This window comes from Paenibacillus sp. FSL L8-0644 (assembly GCF_038008165.1).
GTDB lineage: Bacteria > Bacillota > Bacilli > Paenibacillales > Paenibacillaceae > Paenibacillus > Paenibacillus polymyxa_D.
In genome coordinates this window covers 3,486,162-3,511,497 of record NZ_JBBOYN010000001.1, presented here as the reverse complement: position 1 = coordinate 3,511,497, position 25,336 = coordinate 3,486,162, and the positions used below count along the sequence as shown (strand labels likewise).

The 25,336-nt window shown below is 47.3% G+C and carries 25 protein-coding genes and 1 other annotated feature; of the genes, 24 read left to right on the top strand and 1 reads right to left on the bottom strand.

The window, feature by feature from the left end; genetic code table 11:
* Positions 1-5: 5 nt before the first annotated feature.
* The 18 genes from murG to NSS94_RS15845 all read left to right on the top strand — a co-directional run bounded on the left by murG (position 6) and on the right by NSS94_RS15845 (position 18,317).
* Positions 6-1,115: an undecaprenyldiphospho-muramoylpentapeptide beta-N-acetylglucosaminyltransferase gene (gene murG / locus NSS94_RS15930; protein WP_039272248.1), complete on the top strand. Its 1,110-nt coding sequence runs from the start codon at positions 6-8 to the stop codon at positions 1,113-1,115.
* Positions 1,116-1,261: 146 nt separating this feature from the next.
* Positions 1,262-2,167 carry a UDP-N-acetylmuramate dehydrogenase gene (murB, locus tag NSS94_RS15925; RefSeq protein WP_029517752.1) on the top strand — a complete coding sequence of 302 codons (906 nt, stop codon included), beginning with the start codon at positions 1,262-1,264 and terminating at the stop codon, positions 2,165-2,167.
* Positions 2,157-3,467 carry a UDP-N-acetylglucosamine 1-carboxyvinyltransferase gene (gene murA, locus NSS94_RS15920; RefSeq protein ID WP_176715673.1) on the top strand — a complete coding sequence of 437 codons (1,311 nt, stop codon included), beginning with the start codon at positions 2,157-2,159 and terminating at the stop codon, positions 3,465-3,467. The genes murB and murA overlap by 11 nt, the downstream gene beginning before the upstream one ends.
* 56 nt (positions 3,468-3,523) lie before the next feature.
* On the top strand, positions 3,524-4,288 hold the full coding sequence (locus NSS94_RS15915; protein ID WP_039272247.1) for a cell division protein FtsQ/DivIB: 765 nt from the start codon (positions 3,524-3,526) through the stop codon (positions 4,286-4,288).
* 199 nt (positions 4,289-4,487) lie between these two features.
* Positions 4,488-5,759 carry a cell division protein FtsA gene (gene ftsA, locus NSS94_RS15910; RefSeq protein WP_039272246.1) on the top strand — a complete coding sequence of 424 codons (1,272 nt, stop codon included), beginning with the start codon at positions 4,488-4,490 and terminating at the stop codon, positions 5,757-5,759.
* A 67-nt stretch (positions 5,760-5,826) separates the two neighbouring features.
* Entirely contained in the window at positions 5,827-6,951 is a 1,125-nt protein-coding gene (ftsZ, locus tag NSS94_RS15905) for a cell division protein FtsZ (RefSeq protein ID WP_013311084.1), read from the top strand.
* A gap of 188 nt (positions 6,952-7,139) precedes the next feature.
* Positions 7,140-8,126 (top strand): sigma-E processing peptidase SpoIIGA, encoded by a 987-nt coding sequence (gene spoIIGA / locus NSS94_RS15900; protein WP_318627867.1) that lies wholly within the window; start codon positions 7,140-7,142, stop codon positions 8,124-8,126.
* A gap of 105 nt (positions 8,127-8,231) precedes the next feature.
* The gene (sigE, locus tag NSS94_RS15895) at positions 8,232-8,972 is read left to right on the top strand and encodes an RNA polymerase sporulation sigma factor SigE (protein WP_209949512.1); all 741 of its coding nucleotides are present in this window, start codon (positions 8,232-8,234) and stop codon (positions 8,970-8,972) included.
* 96 nt (positions 8,973-9,068) lie between these two features.
* Positions 9,069-9,851, top strand: coding sequence for an RNA polymerase sporulation sigma factor SigG (gene sigG, locus NSS94_RS15890; RefSeq protein WP_007431182.1), 783 nt, complete (start codon positions 9,069-9,071; stop codon positions 9,849-9,851).
* A gap of 112 nt (positions 9,852-9,963) precedes the next feature.
* Entirely contained in the window at positions 9,964-10,308 is a 345-nt protein-coding gene (locus tag NSS94_RS15885) for a YlmC/YmxH family sporulation protein (RefSeq protein ID WP_196245358.1), read from the top strand.
* A gap of 82 nt (positions 10,309-10,390) precedes the next feature.
* Positions 10,391-11,275, top strand: coding sequence for a peptidoglycan editing factor PgeF (gene pgeF / locus NSS94_RS15880; RefSeq protein WP_340932649.1), 885 nt, complete (start codon positions 10,391-10,393; stop codon positions 11,273-11,275).
* 8 nt (positions 11,276-11,283) lie between these two features.
* Positions 11,284-11,985, top strand: a complete 702-nt coding sequence (locus NSS94_RS15875; protein ID WP_029517744.1) for a YggS family pyridoxal phosphate-dependent enzyme — start codon at positions 11,284-11,286, stop codon at positions 11,983-11,985.
* A complete protein-coding gene (locus NSS94_RS15870; RefSeq protein ID WP_069010286.1) occupies positions 11,976-12,428 on the top strand; it encodes a cell division protein SepF in 453 nt (150 codons plus the stop codon). Before NSS94_RS15875 ends, NSS94_RS15870 begins: the two co-directional genes overlap by 10 nt.
* 7 nt (positions 12,429-12,435) lie before the next feature.
* Positions 12,436-12,693 (top strand): YggT family protein, encoded by a 258-nt coding sequence (locus tag NSS94_RS15865; protein ID WP_029517743.1) that lies wholly within the window; start codon positions 12,436-12,438, stop codon positions 12,691-12,693.
* 8 nt (positions 12,694-12,701) lie between these two features.
* Entirely contained in the window at positions 12,702-13,484 is a 783-nt protein-coding gene (locus NSS94_RS15860; protein WP_039272241.1) for a YlmH family RNA-binding protein, read from the top strand.
* A gap of 172 nt (positions 13,485-13,656) precedes the next feature.
* A complete protein-coding gene (locus NSS94_RS15855) occupies positions 13,657-14,166 on the top strand; it encodes a DivIVA domain-containing protein (protein WP_023989434.1) in 510 nt (169 codons plus the stop codon).
* A 167-nt stretch (positions 14,167-14,333) separates the two neighbouring features.
* Positions 14,334-14,615, top strand: a binding site (T-box leader).
* 79 nt (positions 14,616-14,694) lie between these two features.
* Positions 14,695-17,784 carry an isoleucine--tRNA ligase gene (ileS, locus tag NSS94_RS15850; protein ID WP_341039634.1) on the top strand — a complete coding sequence of 1,030 codons (3,090 nt, stop codon included), beginning with the start codon at positions 14,695-14,697 and terminating at the stop codon, positions 17,782-17,784.
* A 185-nt stretch (positions 17,785-17,969) separates the two neighbouring features.
* A complete protein-coding gene (locus tag NSS94_RS15845) occupies positions 17,970-18,317 on the top strand; it encodes a DUF5665 domain-containing protein (RefSeq protein ID WP_029517740.1) in 348 nt (115 codons plus the stop codon).
* Between the two features lie 22 nt (positions 18,318-18,339).
* Here the strand turns inward: NSS94_RS15845 and NSS94_RS15840 are convergent, their stop codons facing one another.
* Positions 18,340-19,074 carry a TraR/DksA C4-type zinc finger protein gene (locus NSS94_RS15840; protein WP_029517739.1) on the bottom strand — a complete coding sequence of 245 codons (735 nt, stop codon included), beginning with the start codon at positions 19,072-19,074 and terminating at the stop codon, positions 18,340-18,342.
* Positions 19,075-19,309: 235 nt separating this feature from the next.
* Here NSS94_RS15840 and lspA point away from each other — a divergent pair, with 235 nt between their 5' ends.
* From lspA to carA, 6 genes are all read left to right on the top strand, one after another.
* On the top strand, positions 19,310-19,801 hold the full coding sequence (lspA, locus tag NSS94_RS15835) for a signal peptidase II (RefSeq protein ID WP_023989430.1): 492 nt from the start codon (positions 19,310-19,312) through the stop codon (positions 19,799-19,801).
* Position 19,802: 1 nt separating this feature from the next.
* Positions 19,803-20,774: an RluA family pseudouridine synthase gene (locus NSS94_RS15830; protein WP_039272237.1), complete on the top strand. Its 972-nt coding sequence runs from the start codon at positions 19,803-19,805 to the stop codon at positions 20,772-20,774.
* Between the two features lie 504 nt (positions 20,775-21,278).
* Positions 21,279-21,845, top strand: coding sequence for a bifunctional pyr operon transcriptional regulator/uracil phosphoribosyltransferase PyrR (pyrR, locus tag NSS94_RS15825; protein ID WP_029517736.1), 567 nt, complete (start codon positions 21,279-21,281; stop codon positions 21,843-21,845).
* Positions 21,842-22,756 carry an aspartate carbamoyltransferase catalytic subunit gene (locus NSS94_RS15820; RefSeq protein WP_023989427.1) on the top strand — a complete coding sequence of 305 codons (915 nt, stop codon included), beginning with the start codon at positions 21,842-21,844 and terminating at the stop codon, positions 22,754-22,756. The genes pyrR and NSS94_RS15820 overlap by 4 nt, the downstream gene beginning before the upstream one ends.
* 59 nt (positions 22,757-22,815) lie before the next feature.
* Positions 22,816-24,138 carry a dihydroorotase gene (locus NSS94_RS15815; protein WP_029517735.1) on the top strand — a complete coding sequence of 441 codons (1,323 nt, stop codon included), beginning with the start codon at positions 22,816-22,818 and terminating at the stop codon, positions 24,136-24,138.
* 61 nt (positions 24,139-24,199) lie between these two features.
* Positions 24,200-25,336: a glutamine-hydrolyzing carbamoyl-phosphate synthase small subunit gene (gene carA / locus NSS94_RS15810; RefSeq protein ID WP_069010289.1), complete on the top strand. Its 1,137-nt coding sequence runs from the start codon at positions 24,200-24,202 to the stop codon at positions 25,334-25,336.

Sequence of the window (25,336 nt, the reverse complement as noted above, 5' to 3'; positions counted from 1 at the left end):
CGTTTATGCGCGTCGTGTTGAGCGGCGGCGGCACCGGAGGGCATATTTATCCGGCGTTGGCCGTAGCCAGACAGTGCGAAGAGATTGATCCAGACGCTGAATTTTTATACATTGGCGGTCAACGAGGACTCGAAAGTAAGTTGGTTCCTCAGGAAAAAATTCCATTTGAGGCTATTGATATCACAGGATTTCGTCGCAGCTTGTCTGTGGAAAATATAAAAACGATCATGCGTTTTTTCAAAGGGGTTCGCAGATCCAAAGCATTATTAAAGAAATTTAAGCCAGATGTCGTTATTGGAACTGGGGGATATGTATGTGGCCCCGTCGTTTATGCAGCTTCCAAGTTGGGAATTCCCAGCATTATTCATGAGCAAAATGCAATTCCAGGGCTGACTAATACATTTCTGAGTCGCTATGTGGATACAGTGGCTGTTAGCTTTGAAGGCTCAGAAGGAGCTTTTCCCAAAGCTAAAAATGTACTGTACACCGGAAACCCACGTGCTACAACAGTTCGTTTGGCTAACCGGGATCGGGGATTTGCTACGATTGGGGTTCCGATGGACAGCTCAGTTGTCCTTGTGGTCGGTGGCAGCAGGGGAGCGAAGGCCATTAATGACGCCATGATTGCAATGGCTCCGCAACTTTCGCAACTGAAAGACGTCCATTTTGTATATGTAACCGGTGAATCTTATTACGAGCAAACGCTGGATAGCATACGGAATCAGATCGGCTCATTGCCCAATCATCTACATGTGCTTCCCTATATTCACAATATGCCAGAGGTGCTGGCCTGTACTTCTTTAATTGTTAATCGCGCAGGTGCGTCCTTCTTGGCAGAGATTACATCGCTCGGCATTCCGTCCATTCTGATCCCATCACCTAATGTGACGAATAACCATCAGGAGGCTAATGCTCGTACCCTTGAAAAGGCAGGCGCATCCGTCATGATTGTAGAAAAGGAACTGAGTGGCCCGGCCCTGTTTCAATCTATAGCGGGAATTATGAAGGATAAGGCATGGCGGAGTCGCATGGCGGAGTCGGCGTCTGCGCTTGGCAAGCCTGACTCAGCGGATATTTTAGTAAAAGAAATGGAACGTCTTGCCCGTAAAAGGTAGTTTGCAGCGTAGAATTGGGCGGTTGTCACACACCGGATGGTATTTACATAGGATACCCTATAGATTGTGACCATCACTCAGGCTGCCGGTTGTCAGGTGAGAGCCTTATAACCATGCGGGGCAAGCAACAAGGAGGTTTCAGTACAATGCAGCAATGGATGCCATTATTAGCGGAGCATGATATCGGAAAAGTGCTGGAGCATGAGCCGCTGTCCAAATATACGACATGGAAGATTGGAGGCCCTGCGGATGCACTTGTCATCCCGGATACCAAAGAGCAGCTGGCAAGAGTTTTGAAGCTGGCTAGCGAGCACGGAATTCCCTGGATGCAGTTGGGGCGGGGCTCCAACATGCTCGTCTCTGACAAAGGGATACGGGGACTTGTGATCAAGCTGGGACCAGGATTTGATTATGTTCATTTTGAAGATGAACAGATCGTTGCTGGAGGAGGCGTTTCACTGGTCAAACTGTGCGTTATGGCCAGCAAACAGGGCCTATCCGGTCTTGAATTTGCTGGTGGTATCCCAGGATCGGTCGGTGGGGCTGTCTACATGAACGCCGGTGCCCATGGGTCTGATGTGTCACAAATATTCCAGTCCGCTGAGATTGTGCTGGATACAGGGGAATTGGCTGTGTACGATGCCGAGAATATGCATTTCAGCTATCGTCACTCCGTGTTGCATGAGCAACGTGGAATGGTGACAGAGGCAGTGTTTCGGATGAAGCGGGGCGACCGCGAGGAAATTTCAGCAGCGCTTGCGGCTTTTAAAGACCGCCGTCGGCTGACTCAGCCGCTACAGTTAGCTTGTGCAGGAAGCGTGTTCCGCAATCCTCCAGGAGACTATGCTGCCCGTCTTATTGAGAGCGCAGGTCTCAAGGGCTTGAAGGCGGGAGGCGCAGAGGTATCTGTACAGCATGCCAATTTCATTGTAAATACCGGTCAAGCGACAGCAGAGGACGTGCTTACCCTAATGAAGCATATTCAAAGTACAATATCATCTCAAACCGGCATCAAGCTAGTTCCGGAGGTTTTCGTAGTGGGTGAGCGGTAAACTCGGAGGTGATACATTGGACAAATTGGTGATTGAGGGAGGCCGTCCCCTGTCAGGCACCATACGTATCCATGGGGCAAAAAATGCGGCACTACCTATTCTTGCAGCGAGCTTACTTGCACAAGGTAAGGTAGAAATTCGGAATGTGCCCCATCTTTTAGACATTAAGGTCATGCTGCACATCCTTGAAAGACTCGGCTGTACATGCCGACATGAAGAGGAAACGGTATACGTGGATACGTCGTCCGTCCGAACGTTCCAAATTCCGGAAGATTTGATGAAGCAAATGCGCTCATCTATCTTTCTGATGGGACCGCTGCTCGCCAGATATGGAGAAGTTTCTATTTACCAGCCCGGAGGCTGTGCCATAGGCGAGCGCAAAATTGATCTTCACCTAGAGGGCTTAAAAGCTCTTGGCGCAGAGATAGAGGAAAAAGACGAGCAAATCACGTTTCGAGCCCACAAGCTGATCGGCTCGGACATCCACATGGATTTCCCGAGTGTAGGTGCAACGGAAAATATTATGATGGCCGCTGCGTTGGCTGAAGGACGAACAACGATCACCAATGCAGCGAGGGAACCGGAGATTCAGGATTTACAAAACTTCTTGAATGCCATGGGAGCCCGCATTATCGGTGCTGGAACCGACACGATTACAATTACGGGGGTCAGTTGCCTCAATCCGTGTACGTATGAGGTCATTCCTGACCGCATAGTTGCTGGAACGGTTATGATCGCAGCTGCAGCTACACGAGGAAGTGTGTCGTTGACACACTGCAATCCATCCCACTTGTCTGCTCTGATTCATGTCCTCAGGCGGGCTGGTGTTCAAGTCGGCATCTTGAATGATATAATGACCGTAAGTTGTATGAGTCGTCCCAAAGCAGTGGAGAGGATCGTTACCTCCCCTTACCCGTCTTTTCCGACGGATTTGCAATCTCAGGTCATGGTTCTGCTTTCTTTGGCGGACGGATTCAGTGTCATGAAAGAGACCGTCTTCGAAAGCCGATTCAAACATGTGGATGAACTAAATGTAATGGGTGCTGATATTACGGTTGATGCAAATGCTGCCTTTATAAGAGGAGTTTCACGTCTGTACGGGGCTACGGTAGAGGCTACCGATCTGCGGGCAGGGGCTGCGCTGGTCATAGCGGGTCTAGCGGCTCAAGGACGTACCGTTGTCGAGCAGGTTCATCATATTGACAGAGGGTATGACCGGATCGAGCGTCTTTTTCAGGGACTGGGTGCCCGAATGAGCCGTCAGTCTCCGGTTCCGGAGCAACTGGATTTCGTAAATTAATGCCTGTAATGTCCCTCCATTAACGGGGGGACAAAAGGCTTTTGTGGAGAGAAGCTATGCCAAATGCTCAAATACCTGTTCTTAAAAAGAACAGAACGAAAAAAAGAACAAGCCGGAAGATTGCTATTCTTCTCATTTTGTTGTTTATCGTATTGCTCGCTGTTCTCTTTTTCCGTTCTTCGTTGAGTCGGGTTTCTGAAATTCGTTTTGATGGTAATGTATTTTCGACCCGAGACCAGCTTCTTAACCGAAGCGGTCTGGCTGTTGGAGATCAGTATTTCGGAGTTAGTTCATCTGACATCTCTGAGAAGTTGCGGGAAATTCAATCGATACAGCAAGTCATAGTGGACAAGCAGTTTCCGGGTATTATTGCTATTCACATTAAAGAGTTTGCTACGGTCGCTTACGAGTTGCAGAGTGACGGGAGCCTTCGTGCTATTCTAGCGAATGGGACAAGCGTGGGCGTGGGGAGTAGCGGAATAGCCGTTGAGAAGCCTATTTTGACCAAATGGAAATCTGATGATCCGTACAAAGCGAAGCTGTGTGAAGCTTTATCACGCATTCCGGGGGAATGGACTGCCGATATTTCGGAAATCATTCCTGCGCCGATTCCTTCTTTTCCGGACCGCATCAAAATGTACACACGTTCCCAGTTTGAGGTTATAACAACCGTTTCTCTACTGAATTCTAAAATCAGCTATTTGAATCAGGTGCTAGAAACAGAAGATCCCGGTTTGATCACCATGTTGGAGGCGGATTCCTACGTTCCGTTCAAACCAGATACGAGTGAAGAGAGCCAAGAAAAAGATACTACTCAGTGATGTGAAAAAATGCTAGAATTGATTTTATGGGTAATAGACTTGCCTCCTTCTTTTTTCTTCAAATTTTTATGTGACTGCAACCATAAATTGGCTTCTAAAAAATTTGTAGAAAAAAGAGGGAAAGCATGGAGTTTGTTGAATATGTACAGAGTGTGTTTAAAGAACGAAATTCATTTTGGAGTCAGGAGGTGCCACAGACTTGAGCAACAATGACATCATTGTTAGTTTGGACATCGGTACATCCAAAGTTCGGGCTATTATTGGGGAAATGAATAATGGAACCTTTAATATTATTGGAGTTGGATCTGCCGACTCGGAAGGGATTCGCAAAGGTGCAATTGTAGACATTGATCAAACCGTGCAATCAATCCGTAACGCCGTGGATCACGCAGAACGCATGGTTGGTATTCAAATAACAGAAGTGTATGTGGGGATTTCAGGCAATCATATTGGCCTGCAAAATAGTCATGGCGTAGTAGCCGTGTCCAACGAGGACCGTGAAATCGGTGAGGAGGACATTGAGCGTGTACTGAAGGCAGCTGAAGTTATTGCCGTACCACCGGAGAGGGAAATTATTGACGTGGTAGCCAAGCAGTACGTCGTTGATGGCCTTGAAGGCATTCAGGACCCTCGCGGTATGATTGGAGTTCGTCTCGAAGTAGAGGCTACGATTGTTACTGGAGGCAAGACCCCGATACATAATCTGTTGCGCTGCGTTGAGAAAGCTGGCTTGAGGATTAAAGATCTGGTCTTGCTGCCTCTTGGAGCCGGACAATTGTCTCTTTCGAAGGATGAAAAGGTGATGGGTTCAGTTCTGGTGGATATTGGTGCAGGTTCTACGAATGTTGCCATTTTCCAGGAAGGAACGATTGTTGCCACATCAACACTTCCGATTGGTGGAGAGTTTGTAACCAATGATATTGCCTACGGACTGAGAACCCTTACCGATCAAGCCGAAAAAGTAAAGCTTAAATACGGCTGCGCATGGTATGATGATGCGGCAGTCGATGTCGTCTTTAAAGTGACACGTATCGGCAGTAATGTGGATAAGGAGTTTAACCAGCAGGATTTGGCTGCTATTATTGAGCCGAGAGTGCAGGAAATTTTTCAACTCATTCAGGCGGAAGTTAAGCGCTTGGGTTACACAGAGCTTCCGGGAGGTTATATACTTACCGGAGGCACCGTCTCCATGCCTGGTGTACTTCAGGTGGCACAAAGCGAACTGGCCGCTTCCGTAAGGATCGCCGTACCTGATTTTATCGGTGTAAGGGATCCGGGCTACACGAGCGGGGTTGGAATCTTGCATAATGCTATTCGTTACTATCGCGGAAGATCGACTAGCGTTAGCAACAGTGGCGGAAGTGCCAAGAAGCCGACTAACCGAACCAAAAGCAGTAGTCCCGTTGCGGAAGGTGAGCAAAAGCAGGGGTTGATTGAACGATTAAAAAATATGTTCAGTGAATTTATATAACGTTCATTGCTAATTATGCCAATCATGGACGGGCCATCCATGCACATTGAGGGGGAGATGGAATAGTATGTTGGAATTTGATTTTGAAATGGAGAGCTTGGCTCAAATTAAAGTGATCGGCGTCGGAGGCGGCGGCAGCAATGCGGTTAACCGAATGATCGAAAATGGTGTTCAGGGTGTGGAGTTCATTACAGTCAATACAGATGCCCAAGCACTTCATTTAGCGAAGTCTGAGCATAAGCTTCAAATTGGCGATAAGCTGACCCGCGGTCTGGGTGCCGGCGCTAACCCAGATGTGGGTAAAAAAGCGGCTGAAGAGTCGCGTGAGCTCATTATGAATACGCTCAAAGGTGCGGATATGGTATTCGTAACGGCGGGAATGGGTGGCGGTACAGGAACCGGAGCGGCTCCTGTCATTGCTGAAATTGCCAAGGAATGCGGCGCGCTGACTGTAGGCGTGGTAACCCGACCGTTCACGTTTGAAGGGCGTAAGCGCTCCAATCAAGCTGAACTTGGTATTGAGGGATTAAAAGAAAAAGTAGACACTTTGATTGTAATCCCGAATGACCGCTTGCTTGAAATTGTGGACAAGAAAACCCCGATGTTGGAAGCATTCCGTGAAGCGGACAATGTTCTGCGTCAGGCGGTACAAGGTATTTCAGATTTGATCGCTGTACCGGGTCTAATCAACCTTGACTTTGCTGACGTTAAGACGATCATGACGGAGCGTGGTTCCGCTTTGATGGGGATTGGCGAAGCAACTGGTGAAAATCGTGCGGCTGAAGCTGCACGCAAGGCGATTATGAGCCCGTTGTTGGAGACATCCATTGAAGGTGCTCGTGGTGTGATTATGAACATCACTGGCGGCAACAACCTGTCTCTGTATGAGGTTAATGAGGCAGCTGAAATTGTAACATCGGCTTCCGATCCGGAAGTAAACATGATTTTTGGTGCTATCATTGACGAAGAGTTGAAAGAAGAGATCAAGGTTACCGTCATTGCCACTGGCTTTGAAGGCAAGCCAAGTCAACCGGCACCGGGACGTAAACCGGCAGCTAACCCAGCTACTTCCGAATCGGCGGAAAAAGGCTCTCCTAACTTGCGTCCATTTGGTAACACTCAAAGCAGTGATCAATTAGACATTCCTACATTTTTACGTAACCGTTCGCGCAATAATAATAACGATAACTAGTTTCAATTCAGACTGCCCGCATTCTCCCTGGAGATGCGGGCTTCTTTCTGTTTTCCGTATCCTGCAGTTCAGGTGCTTCTCCTCTTTCCGACAAAATTAGTCGGTCACCGTCCCCACCGTTAGACAGACTTTGAACAGCATGACTACTATACTTAAGCCTATCCTGCAAACGCTGGGCGGGTGAAGCCTTGGTTGTTTATATCGACTTGATTTTTTTGGCCAATTTGTTCATTGATGCTGTGCTGCTGATGGTCACCGCTTGGATGAGAAAAATCCGTCCGGTGTGGTGGAGGTTGATGGCTTCAGCTGGAATCGGCGCAATGTACGTGGTCATGATGTTTGTGCCGGAACTGTCCTTTTTATTTACGTTCCTGATCAAACTGGCATTATCGGTCATAATGCTGCTGGTGGCTTTTGGATTTGGCAGCATGCAAAAGTATCTTCGTACAATGGGTGCCTTTTACATGATCAATTTTGTAGCTGCAGGTGGCATTTTGGGGATGCATTATTTTCTCCAAAATACAGGGGAACTGTTTAATGGCATCTGGTACACCGCTTCAGGAGGAATGTCTTTTGAACTGAAAATTGCATTCTGGTTTATTTTATGCGCATTTGGCGGAGTGATGCTTTTCTTTCGAATTGTGCAGTCCTCAAAGCAGCGCACAGAAAGGATGAGTGGGTTTCTGGGACAAGTGCAGGTGTGGATTGGACAGGATCATATTGAGTGTACAGGCTTGTTGGATACAGGTAACCAGCTCCATGATCCTTTGACCCGAACCCCGGTGATGGTCATGGAGGCAGCATTGTGGGAGTCGTATTTGCCTGCTTCCTGGCTCCAAAAATGTTCTGAGGGTAATGCTGACCAACTGGTGATGGAACTGGGAGACGAATCGTTTAGCTGGCAGGATCGTGTTCGTCTCGTCCCCTATCGTGGAATTAACCGCAGTCATTCCTTTATGCTTGCCCTTAAACCAGACCGGGTAGAGGTGGTGATGAATGGGGTTCATTTTGTACATCATCGAGTGTTGATTGGCTTGGACGGGGGAACATTGTCAGCAGAGGGTAAGTATCGCGCCATCATCCACCCGGATGTGACGGCACAAGAAGGGGGCAGTGCTGATACCAACCAGAAACGAGATGCACATTTGAGTGAACATTTAACAGAATCAGGATGATGGAGCATAAACACAAAATGATGTTTGAAGGCAATGAGAAACATCCATTGGTGAAATGGACGGAGCACAGATGGAATTGCACATTTTTAAAAGGGGGAGAATGATATGCGGGAACAGATGAAATTGAAGATGAAAATTAGGCTAGCGTTGCAACTGCAATATTATCGTATTTTATTTTTATTTGGGCTGAAAAGTGAAGAAATTTATTATATTGGCGGCAGCGAGGCGCTCCCCCCACCGCTGACGAGAGACGAAGAAGATTATTTGCTGGGAAAACTTTCTTCTGGAGATGCGGCAGTACGGTCGATGCTAATCGAAAGAAATTTGCGGTTAGTCGTATATATTGCCCGCAAATTTGAGAATACGGGCATCAACATTGAAGATCTCGTATCCATCGGTGCTATTGGACTAATCAAAGCGGTTAACACTTTTGATCCGGAGAAGAAAATCAAACTTGCCACCTATGCGTCCCGATGCATTGAGAATGAGATTTTGATGTATTTGCGTCGCAATAGTAAAACAAGAACGGAAGTTTCTTTTGATGAGCCTCTGAATATTGATTGGGACGGTAACGAGTTGTTGCTTTCCGATGTGATGGGGACGGAAAATGATACCATTTACCGTAATATTGAAGAGCAGGTAGACCGTAAATTATTGCATAAAGCACTGGATAAGTTGACGGATCGAGAGCGTTTGATTATGGAGCTGCGCTTCGGCTTACAAGACGGAGAAGAGAAGACACAGAAGGATGTTGCTGACCTGTTGGGTATCTCGCAATCGTATATTTCGCGTCTGGAAAAACGAATAATAAAGCGCTTACGAAAAGAATTTAATAAAATGGTATAATGCATGGGTATATCCGGAAGCGATGGAAACGGCGAATAAAAAAATGCCCTCAGGAGATAATGTACATTAATGTTGCTCCTTGGGAGGTAAGACACGATGACCCGAAACAAAGTGGAAATTTGCGGTGTGGATACCGCCAAACTGCCGGTATTAACCAATGCAGAAATGCGCGAGTTGTTCACATCACTTCAGCAAAATAATGAACGATCAGCCAGAGAAAAATTGGTCAACGGCAATCTCCGACTCGTCCTGAGTGTGATTCAACGATTTAACAATCGGGGAGAGTTTGTGGACGATTTGTTTCAGGTAGGATGTATCGGCCTAATGAAGGCGATTGATAATTTTGACCTTTCGCAAAACGTAAAGTTCTCCACTTACGCGGTGCCGATGATTATCGGAGAGATCCGCCGTTATTTGCGGGATAACAATCCGATCCGTGTATCCCGTTCGTTACGGGATATTGCATATAAGGCGCTTCAGGTGCGGGACAGTCTGACGAATCTGAACTCGCGGGAACCAACGATTTTTGAAATTTCAGAGGCACTGAATGTGCCTAAAGAAGATGTTGTGTTCGCGTTGGATGCAATTCAGGATCCGGTTTCGCTGTTCGAGCCGATATATCACGACGGGGGCGACCCAATCTATGTGATGGATCAGATCAGTGATGACAGAAATAAAGACGTCTCATGGATTGAGGAAATCGCTCTGCGAGAAGCGATGCATCGCCTGGGCCAGCGTGAAAAGATGATATTGTCTATGCGTTTTTATGAAGGAAAGACGCAAATGGAGGTTGCCGACGAAATCGGTATCTCTCAAGCCCAGGTTTCAAGATTAGAGAAGTCGGCTATACAGCAAATGCAAAAACATGTAAAGTCCTAATGAAATGAATGCTGGAATGATTCAGTGACAAAAACGATCCCGTGCGGATCGTTTTTGCGTTTGTAGGACATTTTTTTGGCTCTTCCACTCATATAGTGAAATAAAGGATGTGATGCGTGTGAATGCACCGGAAACGTCAGTAAGAGCCATGAAAATTTCCGAGTTTCAAACCAAGGATGTCATTAACATTGTAGATGGACGACGTCTGGGACAAATCAGTGATCTGGAGATTGACGTACGACAAGGGAAAATTGAAGCTATTGTGGTTCCGGGCAGCAGTCGATTCATGGGCTGGTTTGGAGGGGGAAGCGAATTGGTTATTCCGTGGCGCAACATTGTGAAAATTGGTTCGGATGTTGTGCTTGTTCGATTGGAGGGATTGCATGAGCCACCGGATGAAAGGGAGGAAAAGCCGTATATCGAACGTCAGGAGCGGAATGACCGACGGGTCTTTTGAACAAGAGGGACACGTAATTTAGTATGTTGTGAAGACACAGCGGCGGCTTTTTGGTACACTGGGCAGTAGAGGTGAGAACAAAATGGAACCGTTTATAGTGAATACCGAGGCTACGGGGGCTATGCCAATGCAAGATGGCGGACGTCCCGTACCGGAGTTGTTATATATTCAATCTTGGGAGCGGCAGGTTCAGGGATTAACAGCGGGTTTTACAGGTCGTCATGGAGGTGTCAGTGAGGTTCCCTACGCTAGTCTGAACTGTGCGTTTCATGTAGGAGATGACCCCGAGAAAGTCATTCGTAACCGGCGGCTCATTGCAAAGCAACTTGGTTTTGCTGCTGAAGCATGGACGTGCGGTGAGCAGGTTCATGGTCATCATGTTGCTGTGGTCAAGGCTACTGACCGCGGGCGGGGCTTTATAGATCGTGCATCCGCTTTTCAGGACACAGATGGACTATTGACGAATGTACCTGGCATTTTGCTGACGTCTTTTTATGCAGACTGTGTACCCTTATATTTTTGTGATCCAGTGCGCCGTGTGATTGGGCTGGCGCATGCAGGCTGGAAGGGAACCGTTGCGGAAATTGCATTGAAAATGGTACAGACCATGCAAAACGAATATGGATCTCAGCCGTCAGATATACTAGCAGCTATTGGTCCTTCCATTGGTTCTGAATCCTATGAGGTGGATGAGCACGTGATGAACCGAATTCGGGTTTTGGAGCATGATTGCCCGGGTAATGATAAATGGGAAGGTTGTGTTTACTTCCCCTTAGCCGACGGTAAAACACTACTTGACTTGAAACAATGCAATCGACACATTATGATGAAAGCAGGAATATTGCCGAGCCATATCGAATGTACTACCTTATGCACGAGTAGCCGTAGCGATTTGTTTTTTTCATATCGCAAAGAAGGCGGCGTCACAGGAAGAATGGCGAGTTGGATTGGTCTGGAAGAGAGGTGAGTCCTCCCGTGTCTTTGGAGGAACGAATTAAAGAAGTGAATGCCCGTGTAGAAGCGGCATGTGCCCGAAGCGGACGTTCGCGTGATGAAGTAAATGTGATCGCTGTCACGAAATATGTTTCGGCGGCGACAATGACATCGGTATTGGATAGCGACTTAGAGCATGTGGGCGAAAATCGCTGGCAGGATGCTGCGGATAAATGGAGTAAGCTGGGTGACCGGGGAACGTGGCATTTTATTGGTCATCTCCAAACGAATAAGGTTAAAGATGTAATTGGAAAATTTAAATTTATACATTCGCTTGACCGCTTATCACTCGCTCAGGAATTGGATAAGAAGGCAGCTGCTCTGGGACTGCGAGTTAAAGCTTTTGTGCAAGTCAATATTTCTGGGGAAATGTCCAAATATGGCTTGTCCTCTGAGGCGGTTGTCCCCTTTTTGGAACAAATTCGCGAGCTGGAACATGTGGACGTGATTGGCTTGATGACGATGGCTCCTCATGAGGAAGACCCGGAAAAAACTCGGCCTGTGTTTCGGGGATTGCGTGAATTACGGGATAGGTTAAATGGACAAGCCTTGACCAGGGAACCCATCGTTCACTTGTCTATGGGGATGTCCAATGATTTTGAAGTGGCGGTTGAAGAAGGAGCGACCTGGCTGCGGCTTGGTTCCGTACTGGTCGGACGAGAGGAGGATTTCCATTGGGCGTAATGAATAAGTTCATGAACTTTCTGGGGCTTCAGGAAGAAGAGGAAGTTATAGAGCGAGAGGTTATGAATACGCAGGAAGATCAAGAAATTGAAACCCCAAGCTTTGATAAACGTAAGAACCAGAAGGGCACTAATGTTGTCAGCATCCATTCACAGAAAAATGTGAAAGTTGTCCTGTATGAGCCGCGTTCTTATGATGAAGCACAGGAAATTGCCGACCATATCCGTTCCCATCGCACCGTCGTTGTCAATTTGCAACGAATTCGCAAGGATCAGGCGCTACGCATTATTGATTTTTTGAGTGGTACTGTGTATGCATTGGGTGGTGGTATTTCCAAGGTCGGGAATAATATTTTTCTGTGTACACCAGATACGGTTGAGATTCAAGGCTCTATTACGGAAATACTGGCTGACACTGAACAAGAACTTAACAGAATGAGGTGAACTTTTCTTGATCGAGGTAATTTACTGGCTATTTCAGATTTATTCGTACATGATCATTGCATATGTTCTGCTGTCATGGCTTCCTAATGCTAGAGAGAGTGTGATTGGTGATTTACTTGCCAAGTTTGTGGAGCCGTATTTGTCTCCTTTTCGCAGGTTTATACCGCCAATCTTCGGGATGATTGATATTTCTCCCATCGTTGCGCTGATTGCTCTGCGTTTTGCGTCGTACGGTTTGATTTCTTTAATTGGTAAGCTCGTCTAGGAGGAGTTATGCGAACTGAGATTTATGAGCATTTTCACCCGGATGAACGGGATTATGTGGATCGTGCTTCCGAATGGATCAGTCATGCGGGGGCTTATCATGAGCAGAAGCTGACTGATTTTTTGGACCCGCGCCAACAGTACATATTGGAGACACTTGCTTCGAAGGAAGACAAGGTCACGATTAGGGTAGATGGCGGATACATGGCTTCGGAACGAAAGCGGGCGCTGATTGCGCCCGATTATTCGTATTTGGACGGTGAGGAGATGGGGATTCAGGTCCTTTCCATCACGTCTGACGATCATAAAATAGGTACCCTTGAGCACGGTGATTATCTAGGTGCCCTACTGGGACTTGGAATCAAACGTGGGAAAATTGGAGATATTCATGTACTGGATGATGGGTGTCATGTATTGGTAGCTTCAGAGATCGGTGATTTTATGACGATGCATTTGCAGCAGGTACACCGTGTTCATGTATGGACAGAACTGTTGCCTGTAGCGAGTCTGCGAACGAAGGAAGTTGCATTAGAGACGCTAGACCTGACGGTCGCTTCTTTGCGTCTGGACGGTATTGCCAGCGATGTGTACAAGCTAAGCCGCAGTAAAATATTAACACCGATTCGGGCGGGACGATGCAGGGTAAATTGGAAGGTGGAGGAGAATCCATCCACTCCACTTAAAGCTGGAGACGTTATTTCCATGCAGGGTTTTGGGCGTTTCAAAGTGCTTGAAACAGACGGGATGACAAAAAAGGGAAGATTCCGTGTCAAAATTGGTAAGTTTGTATAGCTGTAGGCAGGAATCACGAGCTTTCTGTCGAAAGAATTAAGCTATAGCGAAGAACTGGAACGATTTTGCTCTGTACAGTATTCACAAAACGGGGTATGATGACCGATAGATGATAGTGAGCGTCGTGACGCGGAAAATGTATTTTTTGTCAATCTTATAGGAGGTGGACGGCATGCCATTAACGCCATTGGATATACATAACAAGGAATTTGCCCGCCGGCTTCGCGGTTATGATGAGGATCAGGTTAATGAATTTTTGGATCAGGTGATCAAAGATTACGAGGGCGTTATTCGTGAAAATAAAGAACTGAGCACCGAGTTGTTGAACGTACAGGAGAAGCTCGATCATTTCGCGACTATTGAGGATACGCTGAGTAAGACGATTATCGTAGCGCAGGAAGCCGCAGATGAAGTTCGTAACAACGCCAAGAAAGAATCCCAACTGATCGTGAAGGAAGCGGAAAAAAATGCGGACCGTATTGTGAACGAAGCATTGTCCAAATCCCGCAAGATCGCGTTGGAGGTTGAAGAGCTGAAGAAGCAGGCATCGATTTACCGAGCACGGTTTCGTACACTGGTGGAAGCACAGCTTGACTTGTTAAGCCAAGACGGCTGGGAAGCTCTTGAAAACCGGGAACGCGAAGTACTGGAGCGCGAGCGTGAGATGAAAGAAATTTACTAATTTCATTTCTGACAAGCTTTTATTAGACGTTGTTAGGGTTGACTTTTCACTTTAAACAGGCTATAACTGTAAATACTATACTGAATTCAACGATTGTCCGTCCGTCGGCTGATGGTTGTTATTCAAGGCAACGATGTTGCTGTTTAATATTCGATGAATTTAACATGTTTAATTCGTTGATGGGAACGAGTACGTCATGATTTGTCCCTCAGAGAGTTGGCCTTCCGGTGCAAGCCAACGTTCAGAACATGACCGAAGATCCTCCCGGAGAAGTGAGCTGAAGCGCTTAAGATGTATGGCGTGTGTAAGCAATCACCGTTTGCCATGCGTTATAATGGCGCCCTGCTGTAGTTGAGTGGGGCTCAGAGAGCCGTGATGAGACTGTATTTTTAGAATGGTCTATTTTTACGGAATCAGGGTGGTAACGCGAGCACAGTCTCGTCCCTTTACAGGGATGGGGCTTTTTTTGTTGCTTTTTTTAGGAAATGCTAGGGAAATCAATGATGAGCAGAGAGGGAGTATGACAGTATGAACAGAGTGGATGTTAAAGAAAAAGCACGGTCCCGTGACCTGCGCATCCTGAGCAAATGGAAGCAGGAGGACACATTCCGTAAATCCATTACAAATCGTGAAGGAAAGCCAAATTTTGTGTTCTATGAGGGCCCACCAACAGCTAACGGTAAACCGCATATCGGTCACGTGCTGGGCCGTGTAATTAAGGATTTTGTGGGCCGCTATCAGACAATGAAGGGATACCGCGTCGTACGTAAGGCAGGCTGGGACACGCATGGCTTGCCGGTAGAATTAGGTGTACAGAAGCAACTGGGGATCTCCCATAAACCTGAAATTGAAGAATACGGCGTTGAAAAGTTTATAAAAAAATGTAAGGCGAGCGTGTTTGAGTACGAGCAACAATGGCGTGATCTAACCGAAGCGATCGGATACTGGACAGACCTCGATAACCCGTACATTACATTGGATAATAACTATATCGAGAGCGTATGGAACATTTTGGCGACCATTCATGAAAAAGATCTGCTGTATCGTGGTCATCGTGTGAGTCCGTATTGTCCGGATTGTCAGACAACGCTAAGTTCTCATGAAGTAGCGCAGGGCTACAAAGATGTAAAGGATCTGAGTGCCACGGCCAAGTTCAAGTTGCATAGTAGTGGTGAATATGTACTGGCTTGGACGACAACACCTTGGACCTTGCCGAGTCACGTGGCGCTCGCCGTCAACCCTGAACTGGAATATGCACGTGTGAAGCAGGAAGACGGTGTATACATCGTTGCTAAAAATCTGGTTGAAGACGTCATTAAAGGCGAGCATGAAGTGATTGGCACGCTATCTGGTTCAGAACTGGTTGGCCAAACCTATACCCCGCCATTTACGTATTTTCAGGTTGAGAAGGGTAATCAGATTCTGGGTGCGAAGTTCGTAACAGATTCCAGCGGTACAGGTATCGTTCATATGGCTCCAGCGCATGGTGAAGATGATTACCGGGTATGTCGTGAAAATGGTGTTGAGTTCATCAACGTGGTGGATCTTCAAGGTAACTATGTAGAGGAAATCACTGATTTTGCAGGTCGTTTTGTGAAAGACTGTGATGTAGATATTGTAAAAATGCTGTCCGAAAAAGGCCTGCTGTACAGCAAGGAAAAATACGAGCATAGCTATCCGTTCTGCTGGCGTTGCGATACTCCATTATTGTACTATGCTATGGACAGTTGGTTTATCAAAACAACTGCGATCAAGGATCAACTGATTGCCAACAACAGCGAAGTCGAATGGTATCCGGGTCATGTACGTGAAGGACGTTTTGGCAAGTTTTTGGAGGAACTGGTGGATTGGAACATCAGTCGTGATCGCTATTGGGGTACACCGCTAAACATCTGGGTTTGTGAGGAAACTGGAGAACAGTTTGCTCCGCATAGTATTGCTGAATTGAGGGAACGTGCGATTGGCGACGTACCAGCGGACATCGAGCTGCACAAACCATATGTAGATGATATTAAGGTTCGTAGCCAATGCGGTAAATACGAAATGACTCGTACACCGGAAGTGATCGACGTATGGTTTGATAGCGGCTCCATGCCGTTTGCACAGCATCATTATCCTTTTGAAAATAATGAAACGTTCGAGCAACAATTTCCGGCAGATATGATCTGTGAAGGGATTGACCAGACTCGTGGCTGGTTCTATAGCTTGCTTGCGGTTTCGACTATGCTGACTGGCAAAGCTCCTTATAAAGCTGTCATGGCGACAGGCCATGTACTGGATGAGCAAGGGCAGAAAATGTCCAAATCAAAGGGTAATGTTATTGATCCGTGGGAAGTGATTGACGAGTATGGTACAGATGCTTTCCGCTGGGCATTGTTGTCCGATAGTGCACCATGGAATAGCAAACGTTTTTCCAAAGGAATCGTAGGTGAGGCTAAATCGAAGCTGGTAGATACGCTTGTGAATACACATGCTTTTCTGACCTTATATGCGGATATCGACGGATTTGATCCGGCACAGCACCCGTTCAAACCATCGGCTCATAAGTTGGATCGCTGGATTTTGTCCCGTCTGAACAGCCTGATTTTGGTAGTGGACAAAGCGCTGGCTGTAAATGACTTCCTGAACTCATCCAAAGCAATTGAGTCGTTTGTGGATGAGCTGAGCAACTGGTATATCCGTCGTTCACGCGACCGATTCTGGGGCAATGGTCTTACAGAAGATAAGCTGGATGCATACCGTACACTGACTGAAGTGCTGTTAACGACTGCCAAACTGCTTGCGCCGTTTACACCACTGCTTGCAGAGGATATTTACCTCAACCTGAGTAACGGGGAAAGTGTTCATCTGGATGATTATCCGACTGCCAATGAATCCTTGATCGATCTGGAATTGGAACGAGATATGGAAACGGCACGTCGTGTCGTTGAATTGGCGCGTAACGTCCGCAACGAAACGGGTTTGAAAACGCGTCAACCGTTGTCCGAGTTGATTCTATCCATGGATCAAGATTTTGAACTGAGTGGCTATGAGGAGATCATCAAAGATGAGATTAACGTGAAGCATATTCATGTTGAGACGGACGATAGCGGCTTTGTAGATTTTACACTGAAACTGAATTTGAAAGTAGCAGGCAAGAAATACGGCAAAAATGTCGTTTTCCTACAAAACTTTTTCAAAGGAATGTCTGCTGAGGATACCCGTACTGTTGTAGAACAGGGAATGTTAAATGTCGCTTCTCCAGAAGGTGAAGAGCTACAAGTTACAGCTGAAGAATTGCTGGTAGAGAAAAAAGCGAAAGAAGGCTTCGCTTCTGCTTCCGGTTATGGCTTAACGGTAGCGTTGAACACGGACATTACACCGGAGCTGGAGCAAGAGGGCTGGGTACGTGAAGTGGTTCGTGCGGTACAGGATTACCGTAAAAAACTGGATCTGCCGATTGAAAAGTATGTGGCATTGACGTTGGATGTAGATAACGAGCTGCGCCAGGCCATCGCAAGCTTCGACACTGTGTTGCGTGAGAACGTATTGGTTACGACTGTGACATTTGGTCAAGCCGAACCGGCAGAACATGTGGAAGTGAACGGTAAAACCATCGGCGTTCATATTGGGGAATAATTACAAGCCCCCTGTCCCATAATACAATAACAGGCAGCATATAAAAACGAGCCTAAGCATCGGAAACGGGTTTTCTCCGTTACGTGCTTCGGCTCGTTTGCTGCGTTCAGGGCAGCCATGGGAAAAGGGGGATTGTGCACATGACGGCACGATCAAGGCGTAGACAGAAGAGGAGTCTCCGAGGGATGAACGGAGAAGGAGCTGCCATAGCCACAGATAAAAGCAAAATAGGTAATCAGACAGAGCGATTAAGTCGTGTTGAAAAGCTGATACGTGCTGTCTCAGAGCAGATGGAACGGACACGTATTGCAGATTACGCTTTGCTGTTGAATAAGCCTTGGCGATTGCTCTGGCTAAATCTAATATCAGGCGTTTCCCGGGGAATCGGCATTGCGCTAGGTTTTACTTTTTTTGCCGCTACCATTATTTATGTGCTGCAAGTGCTCGGAGCGTTGAATTTGCCGATTATCGGTGATTATATCGCTGATATTGTACGGATCGTACAACGACAATTGGAGCTTACTACCTATTAGGAAGCGATTTCCACCTTGAAGTTCACGATTCGTCTTCGTGCGTATCCGGCTCCAGTAGACCTTCGCCCTCGCCATCTTCGATATAACGCTGATAAATGGAGCTGCGAATAACAGATACATTTTGTCCATAAATGTCAGTAGCAACAAAGCTTTCGTATGGTTCTACGAAGCCCATATTATCGTCGCCTGCTTCAATTCCCATATCATCATAACTGTGGATTTCTCCGCTTTCGGCCATGGCTGGGGTGTTAGATGTACCCCAATTTTCGACGATCTGCCAGGCATCTTCACCGTCGAAGCCATTTTGATCATCACGCTCATCCAGACTCGTTCTGCCGAACGAGGGAGCGAGAAATTCTTCCTCCACTGGGCGGCGGTTAGACACTTCTGTTTCGGGACTGTACTCTTTGCAGTAAATGGTATAGGGAACAGCCAGTAGCCGTTCATAGGGAATAGGTTTACCGCTGGCGGCGCAAATGCCATAGGTCCCCTTGTCCATTGCCATCAAGGCTGATTTGATACGTTCCAATTGAAACTCATCATGCTCCAATAAGGAAATATCTTTGGCTCGCTCGTAGGTTTCGGTAGCCAGATCGCCTGGATGGTTATCAATGGGAGAAAGCTCACCGGTTTGATCGCGCTGTGAATCACCGAGTCCGTAATGGTCGTTGTTTTGCAAGCGGTGCTCAATTTCCTTTTTGCGTTCCAGCAGTTCGTTACGCAGGCCCTGCAATTGTTGCTCCGTCAATGGGGACATGGAATCCTCTCCTTGTTCTAGGTTTCATGCGTATGCGTTGTGTCGAGTATGCTCCTTGTAGTTTGCACCGGGAAGACCTCTTTTACATAGGAAATTCTAATCAAATGCGAAGGAGTTCATTTTATGGATGGTCTGTGCTTGATAGCTTGCGGGTTTCGTGGACGATCTGAGAACGCTTATGCTACAATAAATGGGTTCAACAACGGATATAAGCGGATCGGAGTGACGAAGGACTGTGATTTATTTTGGTATTGCGCTAATAATTTTTTTGATTGATCAGGGAGTCAAATATTTGGTGGCTACACGAATGGAATTGTACGAACAAATACCAGTCATCGGCAATTTCTTTTTAATCACCTCCCATCGTAATCGTGGAGCCGCTTTTGGGATTTTGGAAGGTCAACGTTGGCTTTTTATCGTGATTACAATTGTAGTGGTGATTGGTATCGTCTGGTATCTGCGAAAAACAGTTAAGGCTGGACAAAAGCTACTTCCTGTTGCGCTAAGTTTAGTGCTGGGGGGAGCAGTCGGTAACTTTCTGGATCGAGCTATTTCAGGGGAAGTGGTTGATTTTGCGCAATTTAATTTTGGAAGCTATACGTTCCCCATTTTTAATGTGGCAGATTCGGCAATTGTCATCGGTGTAGCACTGATTATTTTGGATACATTGCTGGAATCGCGTCGGGAAAAGGGAAATGGCAATGATAGCATTGAAGGGAAGTCATAGCATGAGCGAAGTGAATGAAAACGGCGAAGCCGCAGGTCTGTCTTATGAGGACGAACTGGAGGGTGAATCTCTGGAATGGACGGCCGATTCCAGCGATGCCAAAACGCGTATAGACAAATATATCGCCGAAGAAATGAAGGAAGTGTCTCGTTCTCAGATACAGATGTGGATCGGAAATGGTCGCGTGCTGGTGAACGGTACGACGATTAAGGCGAACTACAAGCTGGCTGAAGGAGACCGGATTGTATTATCAGTACCGGAAGCAGAAAGTGTAGATATTGTTCCAGAGAATATTCCGTTGGATGTCGTTTACGAGGACTCGGACGTTATTGTTATTAACAAGCAACGTGGTCTGGTCGTGCATCCTGCACCGGGACACTCTTCAGGAACATTAGTTAACGCACTGATGTACCACTGTCACGATCTTTCGGGCATTAACGGGGAATTACGTCCTGGTATTGTTCACCGTATTGATAAGGATACATCAGGACTGCTGATGGCGGCTAAAAATGATCAGGCTCACGCATCACTTGCAGCACAGCTTAAGGATCATAGTGTGACTCGGAAATATATAGCCTTAGTTCACGGTCATTTGAGCCACGATCAGGGAACGGTAGATGCTCCGATTGGCCGTGATTCGGGTGATCGCAAATTGTTTACAGTGACGGAACGTAACAGCAAGCATGCCGTCACCCATTTTCTCGTCATTGAACGATTGGGGGATTATACCCTCCTTGAACTTCAATTGGAAACAGGACGAACACATCAAATTCGTGTTCACATGAAATTTATTGGACACCCATTGGTTGGTGACCCTATGTATGGGCGCAGCAAAGGGGTTCGTATGGATGGTCAGGCGCTGCATGCGGCGGTACTGGGCTTTAAGCACCCATCCACTGGAGAATACATGGAATTCAGCAGACCGATTCCTCCTGATATGGAGGATGTGTTAGCATCCTTGCGTAGTCGTTAAAACAATGGTGATTTGCATTCCTATTCACAAACCTGAATAAATTATTAAGTTAAACCGCCTAAATGGCGGTTTTTTTATTGTGAGACAAGGTATGGGTAAAAACAACTATGGATAATTATACAATGACATTGTATAATTATTAAAGTGCTTCCGGTGGTTCCGGTTGAACGGGTGTTGACACACGATTTTCAATCTGTCATACTTCTTGTAGTTGCGATGAACTTTGTCCAAGAGATGGCTAACCATCTCACACTATGAGAAGCAGGACAAAGGAAATCCTGAATAGCACCTTTAAATCAGTCCCGTGAGGCTGGCAAGGTAACGTGAATGGATCACTGATCAGTGCATCCGCTGCGGCGGTATGTCTTCAGTGTGTCCGAGAGATCGGAGAACAGTAGAAGACTGTTCACACGAGACTCCTTGCCAAACTTGGGCAAGGAGTCTTTTTTGTATCCGAACACGGGACCAGGTCTGAAGGGAACATCACCTGAGGAGGCTGGAAGCATGAGTAATGAAACACATGTACTGATGGATGAAATTGCGATTCGTCGGGCATTGACACGGATTGCACATGAAATTTTGGAGAAAAACAAAGGTATTGACGATTGTGTGCTAGTAGGTATTCGAACACGCGGAGTTCATCTGGCGCAACGCCTGGCTGAAAAAATTGCTGAGATTGAAGGCGCACCAATTCCATGGGGAGAGCTGGACGTCACAGCCTACCGGGATGACCGGAACAGCGTAGCCGAAGCTAAAGGAAATGGAAAAGAGCTTTTGATGAATCCTGCTGACGTATCGGTTCATGATAAGAAAGTCATTCTCTTTGACGATGTGCTGTACACAGGCCGCACCATCCGCGCGGCGATGGATGCATTGATGCACTGCGGACGACCGCAAATGATTCAGCTGGCAGTACTAGCGGATCGCGGACACCGTGAGCTTCCGATTCGTCCGGATTACATCGGCAAGAACATCCCGACCTCCAAATCTGAGGAAATCGTAGTAGCCCTTCAAGAGACGGACGGTAAGGACGAAGTGACAATCATTCAGAACCGGGGGGAACAGCTATGATCACCACAGCCAGTCAACTTAAAGAACGTAGCCTACTCGGGTTAAAGGAACTCAGCCGAAATGAAATCGAGTCCATTCTGGATCGCGCTCATTATTGGGAATCTCAACCAGAAAAACTGGTTCCAGTACTGCAATCACGCTTTGCGGCCAACATGTTTTTTGAAAACAGCACTCGTACCCGCTTTTCTTTTGAAATGGCAGAGAAGCGGCTGGGCGCTCAGGTTTTGAACTTTTCCGCTGCGGCTTCCAGTGTGGAAAAAGGGGAGTCCATTTACGATACAGTACGTACGCTCGAATCCATGGGCATTGATGCAGGAGTCATCCGGTTAAAGCCAGCCGGAGTGCTGCAAGAGCTCGCTGAGAAGGTCAGTGTCCCACTGGTTAATGCGGGGGACGGCAACAATGAGCATCCAACGCAGGCTCTGCTGGACCTGTACACCATGCGCAAAACTTTCGGTGAGCTTAAAGGCTTGAGAGTGTCCATCATAGGAGATATTCTGCACAGCCGTGTCGCTCGCTCGAATCTGTGGGCCTTGCAAAAATTCGGAGCCAAGGTAAGCTTCTGCGCTCCTGATAATATGCAAGCACCTGATCTTGCGGCCTACGCGCCTTATGTTCCGATGCAAGAGGCACTACAAGCGGACGTGGTCATGATGCTTCGGGTACAGCTGGAACGGCATGCCGAAGGGATGTTGCGCTCAGCGGATGAATACCGAGAGCAGTACGGTTTGACAGAGAAAAGAGCAGCGAACCTGAAGCCCGGAACGATTATCATGCATCCAGCTCCAGTGAATCGGAATGTGGAAATTGATAGTGCAGTTGTGGAAAGCGAACAATCGCGAATTTTTCCGCAAATGGCAAACGGGGTTCCGATCCGCATGGCGGTTATGGAACGGGCAATGAAGCTGTAGAAGCTGTCAGTAGGATCGTAGGGAAAAGTTGCAAAAAACTGAGCGGAGGAATATTTCAGATGAAACAATTAATTATGAATGCAAGCGTATTGAACGAGCAGGGCGAGGCTGAATTGAAATCCATCCTAATCGCCGACGGAAAGATTTTGGCTATCGCAAGTGCGGATGCTGGAATCAGCCTACTTATGGAAGAAGGCGCATCTGGGCAGGAGCGCGAAGTCGAGAAAGTTGACGCCCAGGGGAAGCTGGTCATCCCCGGTTTAATCGACATGCATGTGCATCTGAGAGAACCCGGCTTTGAATATAAAGAAACGATTGAAACGGGTAGCCGCGCGGCGGTGAAAGGCGGATTTACGACGATTGCCTGCATGCCAAATACACGTCCAGTGACGGACAATGTGGACACAGTTCAGCTGGTATTGAAAAAGGGACAGGAAGCGGGGCTAGCCAAGGTTCTTCCTTACGCAGCCATCACGAAAAACGAACTGGGTCGTGAGCTGACAGATTTTGAAGCGCTCAAAGCAGCAGGTGCCATCGGCTTTACTGACGATGGTGTCGGGGTGCAAAGCGCGCAAATGATGAAGGACGCCATGACGCGGGCCAAAGCACTGGATATGCCGGTTATTGCACACTGTGAGGATAACACACTTGTTGAAGGAGCGGCAGTGACGGACGGCGAATTTGCCAAGCGCCACGGGCTTAAAGGCATTCCGAACGAATCTGAAGCGATTCACGTCGGACGGGACATTTTACTATCCGAGGCAACCGGGGCACACTATCATGTATGCCATGTCAGCACGGAGCAGTCAGTGCGGTTAATCCGCCATGCGAAATCTTTTGGCATCAAGGTAACGGCTGAGGTATGCCCGCACCACTTGGTATTGTCAGATGAGGATATCCCTGGGCTGGATGCGAACTGGAAAATGAATCCTCCGCTACGCTCCCCGCGTGATGTGCAGGCATGCATCGAGGGACTGGAAGACGGTACGATTGACATCGTCGTAACCGACCATGCAGCGCACAGTGAGGAAGAGAAGGCAAGGGGGATGGAGCTGGCGCCATTCGGGATCGTTGGATTTGAGACGGCCTTCCCGCTGTTGTACACGAAATTCGTAGCTACCGGACAGTGGACGCTGGACTTTCTGGTGCGTCGTATGACTGCTGATCCAGCGCGTGTCTTCCGCCTTGATACGGGACGCCTGGAAGAAGGGGCTCCAGCTGACCTGACCATGATTGATCTGGAGCAGGAGCAGGCAGTTGATCCGCAAACGTTTGCCAGCAAAGGACGCAACACTCCTTTTACAGGCTGGAAGCTCAAAGGCTGGCCTGTGAAAACTTGGGTAGATGGCAAACTGGTATGGTCTGCTGACGAAGCAAAATAAATAGAAACCACTAAAAAAATAGAACCTTATAGCAGGAAACAATATAGAGGAGTGAGACGGGATGCAGGCAAGATTGTTACTTCAGGACGGCACGCTGTTTACAGGCACATCATTTGGTGCGGAAGGTGATAAAACAGGCGAGGTCGTTTTCAACACAGGGATTACAGGCTATCAAGAGGTGCTTACTGATCCCTCTTACTGCGGACAAATCGTAACGATGACTTACCCGCTGATTGGCAACTATGGAATTACTCGTGATGACTTTGAATCGGTACGGCCTTATGTCCATGGCTTTGCTGTTAGACATTACGAGCCAGCGCCAAGTAACTGGCGTGCTCAATACAGCGTGGGCGATTTGCTGAAGGAATATGGCATCATTGGCATTAGCGACATCGACACCCGCATGCTTACCCGGATTATTCGCCATCACGGTACGATGAAGGGCATTTTGACGACTGGTTCCCAGCCGCTGGAAGAACTGAAAGAAATGATGTCTGACTTGACCATTGAAGAACTGCGCAATCAGGTTCCTATGACTTCCACACCTCATCCGTACAGCAGTCCTGGCAACGGAGAGCGGATCGTATTGATTGACTACGGTGCAAAAAGCGGCATATTGCGCGAACTGAATAAACGGGACTGCGATGTAGTTGTCGTTCCACATGATACGACGGCTGAGGAAATTCGTCGCTTGGACCCAGACGGTATCCAGCTGTCTAACGGCCCTGGAGATCCAAAAGACGTACCCTATGCCGTTCGTACGGTAGCTGAATTGTTAGGGGAATATCCGATTTTCGGAATTTGCTTGGGACACCAGTTGTTCGCTTTAGCTTCGGGAGCGGATACGGAAAAGCTGAAATTCGGACATCGCGGTGGTAACCATCCGGTGAAAGAACTGGAGAGCGGACGCTGCTTTATCACATCACAAAATCACGGCTACACGGTGAATGAGGATTCGATCCAAGGGACTGAGCTTGAAGTGACACATATTAATAACAACGATAAAACGATTGAAGGTCTAAAACATACCAAGTATCCCGCGTTTTCGGTGCAATATCATCCAGAGGCTGCACCAGGACCTTACGATAATGGCTATCTGTTTGATCGCTTTCTGGACATGATCCGTGAGCACAAAAGAAATCATCCAAAGCAACCGCGTCAGGCTGCTATCGCCGCCGCAGTGAGAGGAGAGCGCTAA